This is a genomic window from Gramella sp. KN1008 (genome assembly GCF_004332155.1).
Classification (GTDB): domain Bacteria; phylum Bacteroidota; class Bacteroidia; order Flavobacteriales; family Flavobacteriaceae; genus Christiangramia.
In genome coordinates this window covers 276,088-294,627 of record NZ_SJDV01000003.1, presented here as the reverse complement: position 1 = coordinate 294,627, position 18,540 = coordinate 276,088, and the positions used below count along the sequence as shown (strand labels likewise).

General features: G+C 40.7%; 15 protein-coding genes. 6 read left to right on the top strand and 9 right to left on the bottom strand.

Annotated elements, in window-relative coordinates; genetic code table 11:
• The first annotated feature begins 26 nt into the window (after positions 1-26).
• On the top strand, positions 27-1,889 hold the full coding sequence (gene yidC, locus EZJ28_RS07170) for a membrane protein insertase YidC (RefSeq protein ID WP_131396345.1): 1,863 nt from the start codon (positions 27-29) through the stop codon (positions 1,887-1,889).
• 52 nt (positions 1,890-1,941) lie between these two features.
• Here yidC and EZJ28_RS07165 read toward each other — a convergent pair whose 3' ends face one another.
• The gene (locus EZJ28_RS07165) at positions 1,942-2,913 is read right to left on the bottom strand and encodes a fasciclin domain-containing protein (protein ID WP_165499043.1); all 972 of its coding nucleotides are present in this window, start codon (positions 2,911-2,913) and stop codon (positions 1,942-1,944) included.
• Between the two features lie 228 nt (positions 2,914-3,141).
• Positions 3,142-4,161 (bottom strand): fasciclin domain-containing protein, encoded by a 1,020-nt coding sequence (locus EZJ28_RS07160; RefSeq protein ID WP_131396341.1) that lies wholly within the window; start codon positions 4,159-4,161, stop codon positions 3,142-3,144.
• Positions 4,162-4,250: 89 nt separating this feature from the next.
• Here EZJ28_RS07160 and EZJ28_RS07155 point away from each other — a divergent pair, with 89 nt between their 5' ends.
• From EZJ28_RS07155 to EZJ28_RS07140, 4 genes are all read left to right on the top strand, one after another.
• Complete coding sequence (locus tag EZJ28_RS07155) at positions 4,251-4,913, top strand: toxin-antitoxin system YwqK family antitoxin (protein WP_131396339.1); 663 nt, start codon at positions 4,251-4,253, stop codon at positions 4,911-4,913.
• A 41-nt stretch (positions 4,914-4,954) separates the two neighbouring features.
• Positions 4,955-5,353, top strand: coding sequence for a lipocalin family protein (locus EZJ28_RS07150; RefSeq protein WP_131396337.1), 399 nt, complete (start codon positions 4,955-4,957; stop codon positions 5,351-5,353).
• Between the two features lie 100 nt (positions 5,354-5,453).
• Entirely contained in the window at positions 5,454-6,656 is a 1,203-nt protein-coding gene (mnmA, locus tag EZJ28_RS07145) for a tRNA 2-thiouridine(34) synthase MnmA (RefSeq protein WP_278248320.1), read from the top strand.
• A gap of 152 nt (positions 6,657-6,808) precedes the next feature.
• Positions 6,809-7,753, top strand: a complete 945-nt coding sequence (locus EZJ28_RS07140; RefSeq protein ID WP_131396726.1) for a nitronate monooxygenase family protein — start codon at positions 6,809-6,811, stop codon at positions 7,751-7,753.
• On the opposite strand, the gene EZJ28_RS07135 is transcribed toward EZJ28_RS07140, so the two are convergent.
• From EZJ28_RS07135 to bshC, 7 genes are all read right to left on the bottom strand, one after another.
• Entirely contained in the window at positions 7,750-8,298 is a 549-nt protein-coding gene (locus EZJ28_RS07135; RefSeq protein WP_131396334.1) for a DUF922 domain-containing protein, read from the bottom strand. The genes EZJ28_RS07140 and EZJ28_RS07135 overlap by 4 nt on opposite strands.
• Entirely contained in the window at positions 8,295-8,696 is a 402-nt protein-coding gene (locus EZJ28_RS07130) for an OsmC family protein (protein WP_131396332.1), read from the bottom strand. Before EZJ28_RS07130 ends, EZJ28_RS07135 begins: the two co-directional genes overlap by 4 nt.
• Entirely contained in the window at positions 8,686-10,641 is a 1,956-nt protein-coding gene (locus EZJ28_RS07125; RefSeq protein ID WP_131396330.1) for a LysM peptidoglycan-binding domain-containing protein, read from the bottom strand. Before EZJ28_RS07125 ends, EZJ28_RS07130 begins: the two co-directional genes overlap by 11 nt.
• Before the next feature lie 31 nt (positions 10,642-10,672).
• Positions 10,673-12,202, bottom strand: a complete 1,530-nt coding sequence (gene guaA, locus EZJ28_RS07120) for a glutamine-hydrolyzing GMP synthase (RefSeq protein ID WP_131396328.1) — start codon at positions 12,200-12,202, stop codon at positions 10,673-10,675.
• Positions 12,203-12,328: 126 nt separating this feature from the next.
• Positions 12,329-12,793, bottom strand: a complete 465-nt coding sequence (locus EZJ28_RS07115; protein WP_131396326.1) for an SgcJ/EcaC family oxidoreductase — start codon at positions 12,791-12,793, stop codon at positions 12,329-12,331.
• A 162-nt stretch (positions 12,794-12,955) separates the two neighbouring features.
• On the bottom strand, positions 12,956-14,320 hold the full coding sequence (locus EZJ28_RS07110) for an aminotransferase class V-fold PLP-dependent enzyme (RefSeq protein ID WP_131396724.1): 1,365 nt from the start codon (positions 14,318-14,320) through the stop codon (positions 12,956-12,958).
• A gap of 1 nt (position 14,321) precedes the next feature.
• A complete protein-coding gene (gene bshC / locus EZJ28_RS07105; protein ID WP_131396324.1) occupies positions 14,322-15,938 on the bottom strand; it encodes a bacillithiol biosynthesis cysteine-adding enzyme BshC in 1,617 nt (538 codons plus the stop codon).
• 112 nt (positions 15,939-16,050) lie between these two features.
• On the opposite strand from bshC, the gene EZJ28_RS07100 reads away from it, so the two are divergent.
• Positions 16,051-18,540, top strand: coding sequence for a M14 family metallopeptidase (locus EZJ28_RS07100; protein WP_131396322.1), 2,490 nt, complete (start codon positions 16,051-16,053; stop codon positions 18,538-18,540).

Here is an 18,540-nt window from a genome sequence, read left to right as displayed (position 1 = left end):
CAAAGAAGCATAAGCAATATTAAATAATGGAAGAAAAGAAAATAGACGTTCAATCCATAATCGGATTTTTACTCATCGGAGCGATTCTAATCTGGATGCTCTACAATAATACACCAGACGAAGCGGTAGTTGAAGAAACTACAACCGAACAGGTAGAAGAAGCACCTGAACAACCTGAGGTAGCAGACGAAGAAACTGAAACGAGATCATCGGTTCAGAATGACTCTACTGCTTTGGCAGATGCTCAGCGCCGACTTGGGGCTTTTGGTTATTCAGCAACCCTGGCTTCTGCCGAAGGTGGCGTTACAACCATTGAAAATGATCTTCTCGAATTAAAGGTTTCCAATAAAGGAGGGTATATTGAAGAAGCAAGGTTGAAAAATTTCAAAACCTACGACTCTATACCTGTTTACCTGGTAAAGGATGGAAATGCTTCCCTGAACATGAGCCTTTCTACAACCGATGGAAGGACATTGAATACTGAAAACCTTTATTTTGAACCTGAATTAACCGAGAATAACGGGAACCAGATCCTTTCCATGAAATTAAAGGTTTCTGAAGAAGAATACCTGGAATACCGATATGCAATGAGACCGGGCGAATATATGCTGGATTTCAGCATACGTTCACAAGGCCTCACCGGGGTTCTAAATACCGCTCAGAAACCTGTTCTTAACTGGCAGCTTAAAGGGTACCGACATGCCAAAAGTATTTCCTATGAGAACCGTTATACCGAGCTTATATATGAATATGATGGCGGAGACGATGATTACCTTGGCCAGGGTTCCAATGAAGAAGATGAAGACACGAATGTTAGCTATATTGCATATAAGCAGCACTTCTTTACTTCAATTCTCCTAACCGATACACCTTTTTCAACTACACAGTTCAGATCAAAGAACCTTGTTGAAGATGAGGAAGTAGACACCGTTTATACTAAAGAATTCGCTTCTACGATCCCACTAGACTTAAAAGCTGGAGAGCTCAATTATAATATGAACTGGTATTATGGTCCTACAGATTATAAGATCCTGAACGACTACGAACGTAACCTTGATGAGATCGTACCATTAGGATGGGGGATCTTTGGATGGATCAACAAATACCTTTTCATTCCATTCTTTGCATTTTTAAGCAGCTTCCTTCCAAGCTACGGTATTGCGATCATTGTGATGACCATCGTGGTAAGAATCCTGCTTTCTCCGGTAACTTATAAATCTTATCTATCTCAGGCGAAGATGAAAGTTTTACGACCAGAGATCAATGAGATAAATGAAAAGTATAAGGACAATGCGATGAAAAAGCAGCAGGAGACCATGAAGCTCTATAGCAAGGCTGGAGCCAGCCCTATGAGCGGATGTTTACCGGCGCTTATGCAGATCCCTATTTTCTATGCATTATTCCAGTTCTTCCCAAGTGCTTTTCAGTTAAGACAGAAAAGCTTCCTATGGGCAGACGACCTTTCCAGTTATGATACTATAGTAGAGCTGCCTTTCCATATACCATTTTATGGAGACCATGTAAGCCTCTTCCCTATTCTGGCTTCGGTAGCGATCTTTATTTATATGATGATGACCACCGGGCAGAATATGCAGGCGAGTCAGCAACCGGGAATGCCAAATATGAAATTCCTTATGTACCTGTCTCCGCTTATCATGCTATTCTTCTTTAATAACTATGCGAGTGGATTATCCCTATACTACTTCACTTCCAACCTTATTACAATCGGGATTATGTTAGTGATCAAATATGCAATCATCGATGAAGATAAGATCCACGCAAAGATCCAGGAGAACAAGAAGAAACCTAAGAAGCAGAACAGGTTTACCAGGAAGTTCCAGGAAATGATGGAGCAGGCTGAAGAGCAACAGAAAAAACAAAAGAAGTAAAACAACAAGCCCGGCTAATACCGGGCTTCTTATTTAACCAATTAATTTAAAATTACTCTCCATCACCATTAATATCTGGCAATAAGACCATATCGACCGCATGAATAACTCCATTCACAGCCTGAATATCTTTAGTTATAATAGTTGATTTTCTTCCGTTCACGTCGGTTAGGGTTACTTCGCCATTTAAATTTATAATAAGATCTTCCCCCTGTACCGTAGTAACTGTCATACCATCAATTAAATTTTCTGATCTTAAATTAACCTTGGATATTATATGGTATCCTACAATATTCATTAAGGTTATAGAACCATATTCCGGATCCTCACTATAGAATTCTTCTTCCCCATATTCATTATAGAGGGCAGCAAAGGCATCATTGATAGGTGCGAACACAGTATAGGAACTATTTTCGTCAAATCTTGGACCATTCCAGAATATAACATTAGAGAAAGCATCGAATTGAGGATCGTCTTCGTGTTCGTCTCCAGGGTATATAAAAGTATGTATAAACGGAAGATCAATCACTTGATGTACGCCATGCACTATTCCACTACCAATTTCATTATTTGGGCTCTCAATAGTACTGACTCCATTGAACAACAATCCGTTTTCTTTATTAACATAAAGACTCAGGTTTTCATTATTATTCGTTCCCGCTTTAGCCATAGTTTGAATATATCCGGTTGAAAAATCCGAAGTTCTTTTAACTTCCTCCAACAGGTGGTTCATAAGAATCTTGGTAAGTAACTCCTCAGGTATTTCGTCCAGTGATTCAAAATCATTATCTGCAAGAAACTTTTTAAAGGCGGCATTGGTAGGTACAAACATAGTATATTCAAATTCGCCATTCAGTTCAGAGTCTAATCCAATTTTTTCGATGGCTTCTGCGAAAGAGTCATAGCCATTTATAATTAAAAAATCCATTAAACTTATAGGTTCTTGTTCTACTTCCGGATCAGAATCTGAATCACAGGCTAAAAAACCAAAACCAATTACAAGAACCAAAGAAGCAAATGACAAATTTTTAATTATAAAATACATACTATAGAATATTGATTATTAACAAGTATTTCATAATTACAAATTTAGCGACTTAATATAACATCTTGATTGTCAGTGTGTTAAATTATAAGATGTAACATGGTTAAAACGGAAGAAGTTCATTTATAATCATTATTATATTCCGGTATGAATAAAAAACCCCACGCAATTGCGTGGGGTTTTTCAAATCAAATTCAAACAAACATTCTAGAGTGTTGGGAGCAAAACAGTGTCAATTACATGGATTATTCCGTTGGTAGCCTGAACATCTGTGGCAATCACGGTTGAGGTTCTTCCATTAGCATCAGTTATAGTAACATTATCACCAAGGTTTACGGTAAATTTTTCATCCAGCAGGGTATTTACCTCCATATTATCGCTCAATTGATCTGAAGCTACGTTCGCACCCGCCACCACATGGTATTTCAAAACGTTTTCTAAAACAGATGCATCAATATCGGCAAGCGCATCCATTTCAAGTTCAGCTAAAAGTGCTACAAATGCATCATTCGTCGGAGCAAATACAGTAAACGGAGCCGGGGCATCGGGACTGGATAGAACATCTACAAAAGTGAAGGACTCTTCACGGGTCAGGGCATCAACCAGTATATCAAAAGTAGGATCGGCCAAAGCGAAAGTAGTAATGTCTGGTAAGCCAATCACAGCATCAACGGCATGTACCACTCCATTATCCACCTCATTGTCTGCTGAAGTAACCCTGGCCACTCCGTTGATTAACACCCCATCCTCGGTATTAATATACAGACTTACATTCTCGGGGTTCTCAGGATCCGGACCTGCTTCAGCCATACTAGTGTAGTATTGGGTAGAAAGGTCTGTAGACATGATACTTCCTTCCTGAACATGGTTCATCAGAACCTGAGTAAGCAGTTCAACAGGAACTTCATCTAAAGATGAAAATCCATTACCTGAAAGAAAAGCATCAAATGCTTCATTAGTAGGGGCGAAAACCGTGAATTCAGTATCACCACTAAGAGTTGCGGTTAAACCAGCGGCTTCAACAGCGGCTGCAAGGGAAGTGAATCCATTAGCAGCAGCAAAATCCACAATGGTATTGGTTTCTGCAGTACCATCATCACCAGGATCAGGATTATTGGTCATGGGATCACCCGGCCTAAAATCATCATCCTCATCACAGGCCACAAATGCAACACACACAAGGAGAGCAATCAGGCCTAATCTAACGTTCTTTAAAATAAAATCCATAATTAAAAGTTTTAGTTTAGTATAGTTCTTGATCTTTGGCTTAAAAGTATAACCAAAATCAGTTACACTTTGTTTAATGTTTGTTAATTATGTTTAAACATAGGTTAATATTTACCTTAACAGTTTTGCTTTCGGTGTTAAGTTATTCACAGAATAAATTAGATTCAGAAGGCCGCAGGCATGGCTTCTGGAAAGAAAATTTTGAAGGCACTTCCCAACCTAAGTTCGAAGGAACCTTTGAGCACGGAAAAGAAATAGGAAGGTTTAAGTTCTACAAAAAGGGCTTCTATGACCATCCCTCAGCCATCCTGAATTTTGAAAAAAATAAGGATTCAGTACATGTCACCTATTATACTCAAAAAGGTAAGCCGATAAGTGAAGGAAAGGTAATAGACAGAAAAAGAGAAGGGAAATGGGTCTACTATCATCAGAAGTCCGATAGTATAATGATGACCGAATTTTACAAGGAAGACAAACTCAATGGTCTTCAAAAAACCTATTACCCCAACGGAAATCTGGCTGAAAAGACCAATTATTTGGATGGCCTGCAGCACGGGGAAAGTTTTATTTATGCCAAAAACGGCCAGGTAACCAAACATCTTAATTACAAACAAGGGGAATTACACGGTCCAATACTTCATTTTACGCCCACAGGAGAGAAAACAATAGAGGGCTCATATACTGAAGGTAAAAAATCCGGCACCTGGAAATATTATACCGATGGAAAATTGGACCGGGAAGAAGAACATTGAATTTAAATTTGAATATATTTATATAACTAAACTATTTAATTATGAAAAAGATCTTAATTCTATTTTTATCGCTTAGCCTATTTACAGCATGCAGTGACGATGATGATGCCAGTGTAGAAGGCAATATTGTAGGCACCTGGTTGCTAGTTGAGGCAAATAACGTACCGGGCTTTACAGTCAACGAATGCACTGGACGATCAACCATTACCTTTAATGCCGACAATACGGCTTCATCTACATTCTACACTATGGTTGAAGACAATTGCGTCTCAGATACCGATAGCGGAACCTGGAGCAGTTCTTCAAGTTCCCAATATACCATCAAAATTCCAGGTTTTGATGATCCGGTTACAGGGACCGTAGTTTTTAATAACGAAAACAAATTTACATTTACACCCAATATGTTACCGGGTTCTAGTTTAACATTTGAAAGAAACTAAACATTCTTATCTCATTTGATTTAAAAGGTGGCTTTCGCCACCTTTTTTTATTTCGTAATTTCGCAGCGTTAAATCCGACTCTGTTATCGGTTTTATTGAAATTAAAAAAGGCAGAATGAAAAAAGTTGTTGTTGGTTTATCAGGTGGAGTAGATTCCAGTGTAACGGCCTATCTTCTAAAAGAGCAGGGTTATGAAGTGATAGGTCTTTTCATGAAGAACTGGCACGACGATTCTGTTACGATCTCTGATGAATGCCCCTGGCTGGACGATAGCAATGATGCTATGATGGTGGCCGATAAACTGGGAATTCCTTTCCAAACGGTAGATCTGAGCGAGCAGTATAAGGAGCGTATCGTAGATTATATGTTCAACGAATATGAAAGAGGAAGAACTCCCAACCCTGATGTTTTATGCAACAGGGAGATAAAGTTTGATGTCTTTATGAAGATCGCTCTTTCTCTGGGAGCCGATTATGTAGCTACCGGGCATTATTGCCGTAAAGACGAAGTTAAAACGAATGGCGAAACCATATACAGACTTCTTTCAGGAAAAGACAATAATAAAGACCAGTCCTATTTTCTTTGCCAGCTTACCCAGGAACAGCTTTCAAAAACCCTGTTCCCCATAGGAGAACTCCAGAAGTCTGAAGTGAGAAAAATAGCTGCAGAGCAAAATCTGGTTACAGCTGAAAAGAAGGATTCTCAGGGCCTATGTTTCATTGGAAAGGTAAGACTTCCGGAATTTCTTCAGCAAAAATTAAAGCCAAAAGAAGGTGTAATAGTTGAAATACCTGCCAGTACACCGGTCTATTCAAAATCGGAAAAAACCTTCGATTCAAAAATTGATGAATTGAAGCATCTTTCAGAAAAATATGCGTACCAGCCGGCTGACGGAAAAGTGGTAGGTAAACACCAGGGTGCCCATTATTTTACAAAGGGCCAGCGAAAAGGACTCGCAGTTGGTGGGACTCCGGAACCATTGTTCGTAATTGACACAGATGTTGAGGAGAATATTATCTATACAGGCCAGGGTAAGGATCATCCAGGAATTTATCGCAAAGCCCTTTTTATCGAGCAGGATGAAGTACACTGGATTCGGAGGGATCTTGCCATTAAGGATGGCGAAGAACTAAAAGTGAAGGCTAGAATTAGATACAGGCAGCCATTGGAGGAGGCAACACTTTATCAAATGCCACAGGGAATGTACGTGGTCTTTGACCAGCCTCAGGCCTCTATCACAGAAGGCCAGTTTGTGGCCTGGTACAGGGATGAGGAATTACTGGGTTCTGGAGTTATATCGTAATTTAGGAATCTACAGGGCTCTCCATGAAGAACGGCAGATCCTGGTATGAACATGCAGAACGAAACTGATCTTTCTGGCTTTTCCGGAGGAATTTATATTCCTATGTTTGAACAAAATAATTTCAGCAAATACTTTCTTATCATTAAAAAATGATGACAGATAACAGAATTACTCAACTATTTAATATTAAATATCCGCTAATCCAGGCCGGAATGATTTGGGCCAGTGGATGGAAACTGGCAAGCGCCGTATCCAATGCAGGTGGTTTGGGAATCATTGGTTCGGGTTCCATGTATCCTGAAGTATTGAAGGAACATATTCAAAAATGCAAAAAAGCAACAGATAAACCTTTCGCGGTAAATGTCCCTATGCTCTATCCGGATATTGAAAAGATCATGGAAATCATTATCGAGGAGGGTGTTAAGATCGTTTTTACTTCTGCCGGAAATCCCAGAACATGGACAAAACACCTGCAGGAGAATGGGATTAAAGTAGTGCACGTTGTTAGCAGTGTGAAGTTTGCCATGAAGTCTGAAGAAGCTGGCGTAGATGCCGTAGTGGCAGAAGGTTTTGAGGCCGGAGGGCACAATGGTCGTGATGAAACCACTACCTTCACCCTTATTCCAATGGTTAAAGAGAAAATATCTATTCCCCTCATTGCTGCAGGAGGTATTGCGACAGGAAGGGGGATGCTGGCCGCTATGGTTCTTGGTGCCGATGCCGTACAGGTTGGAAGCCGATTTGTGGCCAGCCCAGAGGCTTCTTCTCATCGCAATTTCAAGGAAATGGTAGTGAATGCAAAGGAGGGAGATACTGTTTTAACCCTTAAGGAACTCGCACCTGTACGTTTACTCAAAAATAAGTTCTATGAGGAAATTCAGGAACTTTATAAGAAAGCACCAACCAAAGAGGAACTCATCGAACTTTTAGGCAGAGCACGTGCAAAGAAAGGTATGTTTGAAGGAGATCTGGATCAGGGAGAACTTGAAATCGGCCAGATCTCAGGACTTATTCATGAGATAAAACCAGCAGCGGAAATCGTTCACGATATGATTTCTGAATTTGAAAGCGTTAAAAAGGAAGTGGCAAATCTTTAACTCGAAAACTCCTTTAGTTTTTCGAGTTCACCAGATATATATTTTCTCCAGCGCATCTCTGCTTCCCGGTTTTCACTATGCCCGGTCTCCTTATCGAATAGCTTTTGCATTGAAGTCCTTTCAGTTTCTATATTATTATAGATCCTTTTAAGGTCGAGCCGAATGTTTCGGCCTATTTCATATTCGGCAAGAGCCTTTCTAAGCTTTCGGGCATGGAGTTCGGTTATATCAAAATGCAACTGTTCATGGGCCAGCAGGTATTCTTTTTCCTTTATATCCTTCACCCACGATAGATTCGGATAGAAATTACTTGTAACCTCATGATTAAGAACCGGTTTACCTGATGCTGTGCTATAATCCCAGCTGTAAGCGATCCCTGAATTTGTATTGGCTGAATAAGAGGTGGACTCGTCAGGCTCTGCCTTAAAGTCTTCCCATCTTAATGGACGGTCTTCCTGCCATCTTAACTTCTCCTTCTTTTCCTGAGAAAAACACTTAAAATTACAAGCAAATACCAGGACTAATATGGCTATTAGAGCCCTCATGAATAACTAAAGGAAATCTTCTTTTCTAAATCAGGATGCAGGCTTTGAAGAACGGGACATGTTCTTGCTGTGTGCTCAAGTATGCTTGTCTCCTTTTCGCTATATGTAGCAGGAAAGTTAATATTCACCTCGATCCTCGAAATTCTACGTGGATCTGACGCCATGGTTTTGGTGACCTCAGCTGTAGCACCCTGGAGATTCACTCCCAATCCTTCCGCCTTGATACCCATAACGGTAAGCATGCATGTAGCCAGCGCATTTGCAACGGTATCGGTTGGAGAAAAAGCTTCGCCTTTGCCATGATTGTCCACAGGAGCATCTGTCAACATTTTTGAACCGCTCTGTATATGCTCAGACTCGGTCCTTAGATCCCCAAGATATATAACTTTAGAAGTCATTGGCTTCACTTATCGTTAAGTCTTCATTAAGCTGAAGGATATAGATGGCATCATTAGTAAAGCCACCATCAGTCTTCGGAAGGTAATGAAATTTACTTTCGTAATATTCTGTATAACCAGGATACTTCTCAAAAGACTCATAAAGATTTTCGGCAGAAGCCAGCCTCAAGAGCACATCCAGGGTAAGATCATATCCCCTCAGAGCATATTCGTTTGGATTGATGCCGAACCTTTCTTCGTACTCGCCCATGAATACTTCAATATCTATTGTATCATACTCTTTATCTACCGAAGGATAATGAAAATTCAGTTTACCAAGATGATTGTTTGAGACGATGTTGTTCTCATAGGCATTCCTGTCCTTATTGGTGGTAAGAAGCGTGATATCATGCGATCTGGCCAACCTGTTAAGAGCCGAAGTGACGCTACTTACAAGATTGATATTTTGAGATTCAAGGATCACCCAGTTTTCTCCTTCGGTCAAAATATCGGCAAGCTGGGAATCACTAACAAAGTTATCAGTCGGATTAACAAATCTCGCGGCTGGCAGCATATTGCTAAGCTGGTTCTTGACCTGGTAAGATTTGCCATCGGCAATGATAATGACATTCTTTCCTCCTGAATTTCTCGAAATATAATCCAGCATCACCTCTCTCAGTAACTCATCAGAAGGTCTTGACTGAAAGAGATTATTAAAGCCCCTCATCTCCCGGTTTGAAAGCGGGTTGATTACAGGAATATTCCTGCTCTCCAGCCTGGAAGCTGCTGCTTCTGTAGTTGTTTGAACCAGCGGACCGATAACAGCATCCACGTTACTGAAGTTATTTGCATTGATGATATTCGCCACTTCCGAGGCGTTCTGTTTAGTATCATAAACCTTCAGATTAGTGGAGATCCCCATTGATTTAGCTTTGTCTACAGCCATTAGAACTCCGCTATAGAAATCAAGGGAAATTCGAACTACCCTTTCATTGATTATAGAATGACGATAAGTTTCCAATGAATCCATATCGATATTCTGAAGGTGAAAAGGAAGCATAAGTGCAATCTCTTTTCTATTGAAATTGCTTACGGAGTTACTAAGATCTACCCTGGTATCGGCATTCTCGGTTCCGGTATAGATATCTTCATCTATATTTGCATCTCCCTCTCTTTCCGGTACTTTTAATACCATCCCAAACTTAAGACCTTCTTTTAAAGCTGGATTGAGTCTTCTTAAAGAATCCTGACTTACTCCAAACCTTTGTGACAGACTAAAAAGTGTCTCTTTTGGTTTTACTTCATAAAATCTAAAACGCTCATCGGTGATAATCACCGGTTCATCTTCAAGTACATCTGTTCCAACCCTAATCATCATCCCTGGCTGGAGGACCTCTACCATTGGATTAAGCTCTTCCAGTTCTTTCACAGTCATACCGTACTTCCTGGCAATGCCATATTTGGTTTCCTTAGGCAATACAATATGTTCGCGGGTTTTGATCTGCCCGGAAGTTGATTTGGGTGCTTCAGGTTTTGGAGTGTTTTTGGTCACGATAGTTCCTGCCGAACCTCCAAAAGGAATCCTTATAGACTCTCCGGTTTGGAGTTCTTCGGAATAGAGATGTTTGTTATAGCGTTTGATCTCATCAATACTAACATCATATTTCCTGGAAAGACTGTACAGGGTTTCTTTCTTCTCCACCCTGTGTTCCTTAAACTTGGTGGTATTAGCCTCAGACCCTGAATTGCCGGAAACATTCATAGGAATCACCAGTTTTTCATTCACCTGGATCCCTTGTTTGGCATCGGGATTATATTTGTAAATATCTTCCTCTTCTATGTTATAAGACTGGGAAATGCTGAAAACCGTTTCCCCCTTTTTTACAGTATGATATTTATACGTCTGGGCATTTGCCGAAATTGTATAAACCTGAAAAAGAAAGCATATTACAAATAAGTACCTCATTATAATCTATTTAGATAAAAAATGGTTCTAATTATTCCCATTCTATAGTGGCTGGTGGCTTCGAACTAATGTCATACACCACTCTATTAACGCCCTTAACCCTGTTAATTATTGTATTGGATGTCTTTTGTAAAAATTCATACGGTAAATTCACCCAATCGGCTGTCATACCATCTGTAGATTCAACTGCACGAAGAGCAACCACCTGCTCATAGGTTCTTTCATCTCCCATCACCCCCACCGATTGTACCGGTAAAAGGATCGCTCCTGCTTGCCAAACCTTATCATACAGCATCCAGTCTTTCAATCCCTGAATGAAGATATGATCCACTTCCTGAAGGATTCGAACTTTTTCTGCAGTAATATCTCCCAGTATCCTTATCGCCAGTCCGGGCCCCGGAAATGGGTGTCTGCCAAGCAGTTCCTTTGCAATTCCAAGTTCCTTTCCAACCCTTCTAACTTCATCCTTGAACAACATTCGCAGCGGCTCCACCACTTTCAATTTCATGAAATCAGGCAAACCACCTACATTATGATGGGATTTTATAGTAACCGAAGGCCCGTTAACGGAAACAGATTCTATCACATCAGGATAAATTGTACCCTGTGCGAGAAAAACCACATCCTGGATATGATGGGCTTCATCATCAAAAACCTCTATGAACGTATTCCCAATGGCCTTACGTTTGGCTTCAGGGTCACTGAGACCCTTGAGCGCGTCCAAAAAACGTGCCGAAGCATCTACTCCCTTTACGTTAAGCCCCATATGTTTATACTGATCCAGAACGCTCTCAAACTCATTCTTTCTCAGTAATCCGTTATTCACAAAAATACAATAGAGATTATCCCCTATCGCTTTATTAAGCAACACTGCAGCCACGGTAGAATCAACACCACCGCTAAGTCCCAGCACTACCTTATCGTTACCAATCTTTTCCTTTAATTCTGAAACAGTAAGATCTACAAAGGCTCCCGGAGTCCAGGTTTGTTCTGTGCCTGCAATTCTCACAAGAAAATTCTCAAGTAGCTGCTTTCCATCTGTAGAATGGTATACTTCAGGATGAAACTGTATCGCGTAAGTTTCTTCGCCATCAATACGGTAAGCCGCATTCAATACGTCAGTGGTACTGGCAAGCCTTACAGCATTTGTAGGTAATTCTATAATAGAGTCACTATGACTCATCCATACCTGGGAATTCTCTTTGATATCTTCAAATAAAGGTTCTGCATCCTTGATCACAGAAAGATTCGCACGCCCAAATTCACGCGTATCTGAAGGTTCTACCTTCCCTCCATTAAAATGAGCCAGATATTGCGCTCCGTAACATACGGCCAGCACAGGCAGTTTTCCCCTGATCTGAGAAAGATCAGGATGTGGAGCATCATCGGCTCGTACCGAGAAAGGACTTCCTGAAAGGATAACCGCTCTAAAGCCTGATAAATCGTCTGGAATTTTGTGATAAGGATAAATTTCGCAGTAAATATTAAGCTCTCTTACTCTTCGCGCGATAAGCTGGGTGTACTGAGAGCCAAAGTCTAGGATGAGTACGTTGTTTTGCATGCGCAAAAATAGGAATTTGAGACTAAAATAAAACCCGGATAGAATTAAATTTAACTTTATTAAAGGTATAATAAACAAAGCCCCAAAGAAATTCCTTGAGGCTCTGCTGCTGGCTGGTTAGTAATTTTATTTGCCGGAAGCTGCGGTAGGAAGCGGCATAGAAGAGCTTACCACATCCCTGTATATTTTCCAGGAATCATTTACCTTCTTCCATAATGTGGAATATTGCCCCTGGTCTACTGTCTGCCCTTCCTGGGTTTGGATTTTATAATTCCCTATTTCATGAATATAATCACCAAAATCCAGCACCTCCTCGGTATCGATTATTAATTTCATTTTTTGTTCTGCCATTGGCTTATGAGCAGCCGTTATAGCCTTTCTTCCATTTAAGGCATTAATGTTGGATAATTTAAACATGGCATCTTCAGCAAAATAAGTACCGAAAGTTTCATAATCCCCATCATTCAGGGCATCCACCATTGTTTCTGAATTTTCTTCGACAATTTCCCTGGCAGTAGAATTTGATGACTGAGCAAAAGCCGATAAGCCAATAAAAACTGCAGCAATTAATAGCACAAATTGTTTTTTCATAATAAATATATTGATTGGTTAATACTTAAATGCCATTAAATAAAGCCTGGGTGGGGGCGCAATATGAACAGTAGAGAATATTCCTTCAGGAATTGTTCACACCTGAAGGAATATACAAAAATTTATACAAATGGTTTTAAAATGCAATCCAACCGGGGAATCCTAACCCAGAGTTTCAAGTATCTTATCAATATCGTCCTCGGTGGTATCGGGATTGATGAAACAGAAGCGGATCACGCTTTCATCTTTCCATAATGAAGGAGTAACAAGCGCAAAACCTTCCCGGTGATTCTTATAGGTCCAATCCCGGTAATCTTCAGAATTCCAGCCTTTCCTTTTAAAAAGCACAACCGATAAACTCGCAGGTCTAATCAATTCAAGTTTGTCATTCTCCTTTATTTTCCTTGCTGCGATCTGAGCAAGTTCGATACCTCGCTCTATAGCCTTTTTATATTTATTGGTTCCATGCATGGCCAGCGAGAACCATAATGGCAAACCACGCAGCCGCCTGGTAAGCTGTATCTGATAATCGGCAGGATTGAAGCCCTGGGCTCCTTCATCCTTAAATATATCAAGGTAAGCTCCTTTTTGAGAATGTGCTTTTTTAGCTAGTTCCAGGTTCTTATAGATCACTGCACCACAATCATATGGTGAAAAAAGCCATTTATGAGGGTCTATGGTAATACTATCTGCTTTCTCAATCCCTTCAAAAAGATGTCTCACCGAATTGGCTGCGAGAGCTCCTCCTCCATAAGCACAGTCTACATGAAACCATACTTTTTCCTGCTCACAAATTTCAGCTATGGTCTTTAAATCGTCTATTATACCGGCATTTGTAGTTCCTCCCGTAGCCACGACGGCAAAGAGTCGGGCGCGGTCTTCATCACTTAAATCATCAATTGCTGTTTTAAGATCGGCGCCAGAAAGGTACTCATCTTCAGAATCGATCAGAATCACATCGGCATCCATCACCTTTGCCATGGATTTGATAGAGCTGTGGGCACCATTAGAGGTAAGCAACAAGGCTCTTTCGCGGGCATATTCCGGTTTATTTTCACGCCATTCTTCCCTTGCCGTAACAAGAGCTGAAAGATTGGCGGCGGTCCCGCCACTGGTAAAGACCCCAAAAGCGCCTTCCCGCAGTTTGGTAAGGGAAACCAGCCATTTCATAGCCTGATTTTCGCAGAATATTCCTCCTGCACCTTCCATCCAGTAAGCTCCATGGATACTTGATGCTGAAGTTACAAGGTCAAACATTATCGCAGCCCTGGTAGGTGCCGCAGGAACAAATGCAAGATGACGCGGGTGGTCTATCGGCACCGTGGCTTTCACCAGCACATCCCGAAATAATTTAAAGGCGTTTTCACCTCCAATGCCTTCAGGCGTAATGGTCTCTCCTACTATTCGCAGAAGCTCTTCTTCTTTTTTAGGGGATCCAAGTTCAGGCGTAACATTAGAAATACGGTCTATGGTGTACTTCATGACATCAAGGGTCATTTCTACCAGATCCATATCTATAGTGTGCATTCTATTCTTTTCCAAAAGTCAGAATTTTAAAGTTAGACTCCAGTGGATTCAGGTTCTCCATCAATTCGGAAATAAGGTCGTCTCCGTATTCAACATAGAATTCAGAAAAATTAGTCTGTCTTTCCTGGAGACTTTTATTGGGAAAAAGCTCATTCTGAAGTTCAGCGATACGCTCAACTTCATCTTTTAATTTGCGTTTCTGAGCTTTTAACAAACGCTTCTCAAGATTATCCATTCCTTTGAGCTGTTTCACTTCCTGGGCCTTTACAGCTCCCAGGAAAGACTTATCGGTCTGCTCTGCCAGCTTATACATATTCTCAAACTGCTGTACCAGATGCTGCTTTTGAGATGAAAAATCTATATCGATATTGGATATCTTACGCACCTTCCGATTGATCAACTCATATTGTTTTAGAAACAATTCATGCAAACTAATATTCAGTCTTTCCCGCTTTTTATCCTGTTTAGCGGTTTGAAGCAGTGCGGAATTTCTTAATAATAATATGGGAAAAGGTACATTTTCAGCATCGAAAAAAGACCTCAGCTCCAGCCAGTAGGCCAGCTCCCCGCCTCCTCCTATATAACACAGGTTAGGAAGGATCACCTCCTGGTATAATGGTCTTAGCATCACATTAGGGCTAAACCTTTCAGGATACTCCTTTAACTCTTTCAGTATATCTTCCTTACTCCAGGAAATCTGAGTTTCGTTCACGAAGAATTTACCGTCCTTTTCTATAATTCTTTCCCGGATTTCTTTTGTGAGATAAAATAAATTGATCTCTCTGGGATTCACCTGAACATTATAACCCAGAGCAGCCATTCTTTTTACTGCTTCTGATGAATTTTTAAAAGACAAATGTTTGCTAAGTTCATTTTCAACATAAGGGACAAAATGCTTTTTAAGTTGAGCGTCCTCTGCATCGATGATCACCAGCCCATATCTTCCGAAGAGTTTATTGGCAATAAATCGGGTAGCGGCGGTTAGATTATCATGGTCGAGGTAGGCTTCCTTAAAAAGGGATCGCAGAAAGTCGGCATTTTCACCTCCCCCAATTTCAGCCGAAAACAATTTAAAAACCTCATCCAGGCCTTCGGTAGATAGATAACCTACCGCAGTTTTTCCGGCTTTCTCATCTGCTTTGTTCCACTTGAACTTTTTACCATGAAGATTAAAGAAATTTATTTCCTCGAAGTCATGATCCTCGGTTGCCATCCAGTAGACCGGTACAAAATCATTTTCCGGATATTCTTCTTTAAGTTGTTTTGTAAGGTTAATAGTGGAAATGATCTTATAAAGAAAATATAAAGGACCCGTGAAAAGGTTCAGCTGATGACCCGTGACCACCGTAAAGGTATTCCTAGACTCTAAAGCTTTAATATTTCGCGCTACCTCTTCTGATATATCCAGGTCTTTATATTGCTTGTTTAAAACAGTTACCAGCTCTTTCCGAATATCATCCTGGTAAGAATTCTTCTTCTCCCGTATCTGTTCCCTGAAGTTTTCGAGCTTTGGAAAACGCGTATAAAAATCCTTCAGATCACTTTTTTCAGACAGGTAATCGAGAATTAAAGGAGAGAAGTAATTGGTTTCGGAATACGAAATACAATCGGTTGGCATAGATTTTACTTGTGTTTGCAAAGATACCGAAGATAGGGATTTTATTGTGTAAATTTTAGTTAATTCAAGCCTACGTACTATCTTTACTCGGCTTACAAATAAACAAAACCTGATGAAAAAACAGTTTAGCTTTCTTATTCTTATTTTCCTGACCACCCAGGCAATTGTTGCTCAGCAACTTAAAACCCCTTCCGAATTTCTTGGTTATGAAATTGGAACTCAGTTCTCACGGCACGCCAACGTGGTAAACTACTTCACTCATGTCGCGGAAAACTCTCCGCTGGTTCAATATCATAACTATGGAGAAACAAACGAACGCAGACCATTGACCTATGCTGTTATTTCTTCGGAAGAAAACCTGGCGAATCTTGAGGAGATAAAAGCTGAACATTTAAAAAACGCCGGTATTGGCAACGGAAGCGGAGCCTCGGAAATTGCTATAGTCTGGCTAAGCTACAATGTGCATGGCAATGAAGCCTCCAGCACTGAAGCTTCCATGAAAACCCTTTATGAACTTATTACTGAAAAGCAGGATTGGTTAGAAAATACTGTAGTAATTATAGATCCTTGCGTAAATCCCGATGGCCGGGACAGATATGCCAACTGGTACAACCAGGTAAAAGCCGAGCCTTATAATACTTCCCAGGCAGCGGCCGAACATCATGAGCCATGGCCCGGAGGAAGGCCTAACCATTATCTCTTTGATCTGAATCGTGACTGGGCATGGGCCACGCAGGTAGAAACCCGGCAGCGCTTAAAGATCTATAACCAGTGGTTACCTCATGTGCATGTGGACTTCCACGAACAAGGCATTAACGAACCTTATTATTTCGCTCCTGCGGCAGAACCATTCCATGAGGTCATCACTCCTTTTCAAAGAGATTTCCAGACGAGAATAGGAAAAAATCACGCAAAATATTTCGATAAAGAAGGCTGGTTATACTTCACCGGAGAACGCTTTGACCTGCTTTATCCAAGTTACGGTGACACATATCCTACCTATATGGGCTCTATAGGAATGACCTATGAGCAGGCAGGTCATGGAAGGGCCGGACTTGGGATAGTAACCGATGAATCATCTGTTCTCACCTTAAAGGACCGGGTAGAGCACCACCATACCACCGGGCTTTCAACAGTGGAGCTAGCTTCAAACAACGCCGAAGAGCTCAACAGGCAATTCAACAATTATTTTGCTAAAGGAGAATTTGAATTTAAAAGTTATGCGCTTAAGGGAAATGCAGATAAGATCCAATCACTTACCGCACTTCTTGACAGGCATGAAATAAAATATTCTTATGCAAATTCCGATCGTATAAATGGATATAATTACAAACAGGGAAATAACTCAAATTTCAGTCCTGACTCAAATACGCTCATAGTTTCTACCGATCAGCCGAAAGGAAAAATGGTGAAGGTACTCTTTGAGCCAAAGACCAAACTGGCCGATTCCCTTACTTATGACATAACGGCCTGGAGCCTGCCCTATGCGTACGGGTTGGATGCCGTGGCAAGTACCAGGACACTTCAGGGGAATACAAAAATTGAAACCCAGGCTATCAAGAATAATGCTAATCCTGGCGGTGCAGGATATATCGCCAAATGGAATAGTATGCAGGATGCGGCATTCCTGGCTGAGCTTATAAAAGAAGGGATAAAGGTTCGTTTCAGTGAGGTTCCATTTGAAAACAACTCTCAGAAATTTGCTGCCGGAAGCCTGGTAATTACTAAAAGTGACAATCTTGATTTAGACAATTTTGATAATAAAGTAATTGAAATTGCTAATGAACACCAACGCCAGTTGTTAACCACAGAAACAAGCTTTGCTGGTAGCGGACCCGATTTTGGATCTTCTGACATCAAGATCATCAACGACCAGAAGATTGGGTTGCTTCGGGGTAACGAAACCTCTTCTCTAAATTTCGGGGAGATATGGTATTTCTTTGAACAGGAACTTAATTACCCTGTTACTCCCCTGGGTACCGATTATTTTTCAAGACTTGATCTGGATGAATTCGACGTTCTTATCATGCCCTCTGGCTGGTATAGCGAATGGTTAACCGAAGAGATGCAAGAAAAGATCACTTCATGGATCAAAAATGGTGGAAAACTTATCGTTATTGGCAATGCTGTTCAAAACTTTGCCGGTACGGAGGGATTTGGGATAAAAGAGAATGAGACGACCAAGAAAGATACCACATCTTCAAAAGCCAATCTTATTCCGTATGCTCAACGGGAGAGGGAAAGTATCAAAAACATGATCACCGGCAGTATCATTAAAACAAAAGTAGACAATACACATCCAATGGCTTTTGGGTATGACGATACTTATTTCAGTCTTAAGCTTAGCAATGATTCTTATTCCCTCCTCAGTGAAGGCTATAATGTAGCTTACATTGACAAGCCCGAGGTGGTATCAGGCTTTGCCGGAAGTGAAGCTGTAAAAAAACTGGATAACTCTCTTGTATTTGGTGAGGTGCCAATGGGCAGGGGAACGATAATTTATATGGTTGACAATCCTCTTTTCAGGGCATTCTGGCAGAATGGAAAACTGTTCTTTGTAAATGCCGTTTTCTTTACTAATAATACCGGAGCCGGTTTATAA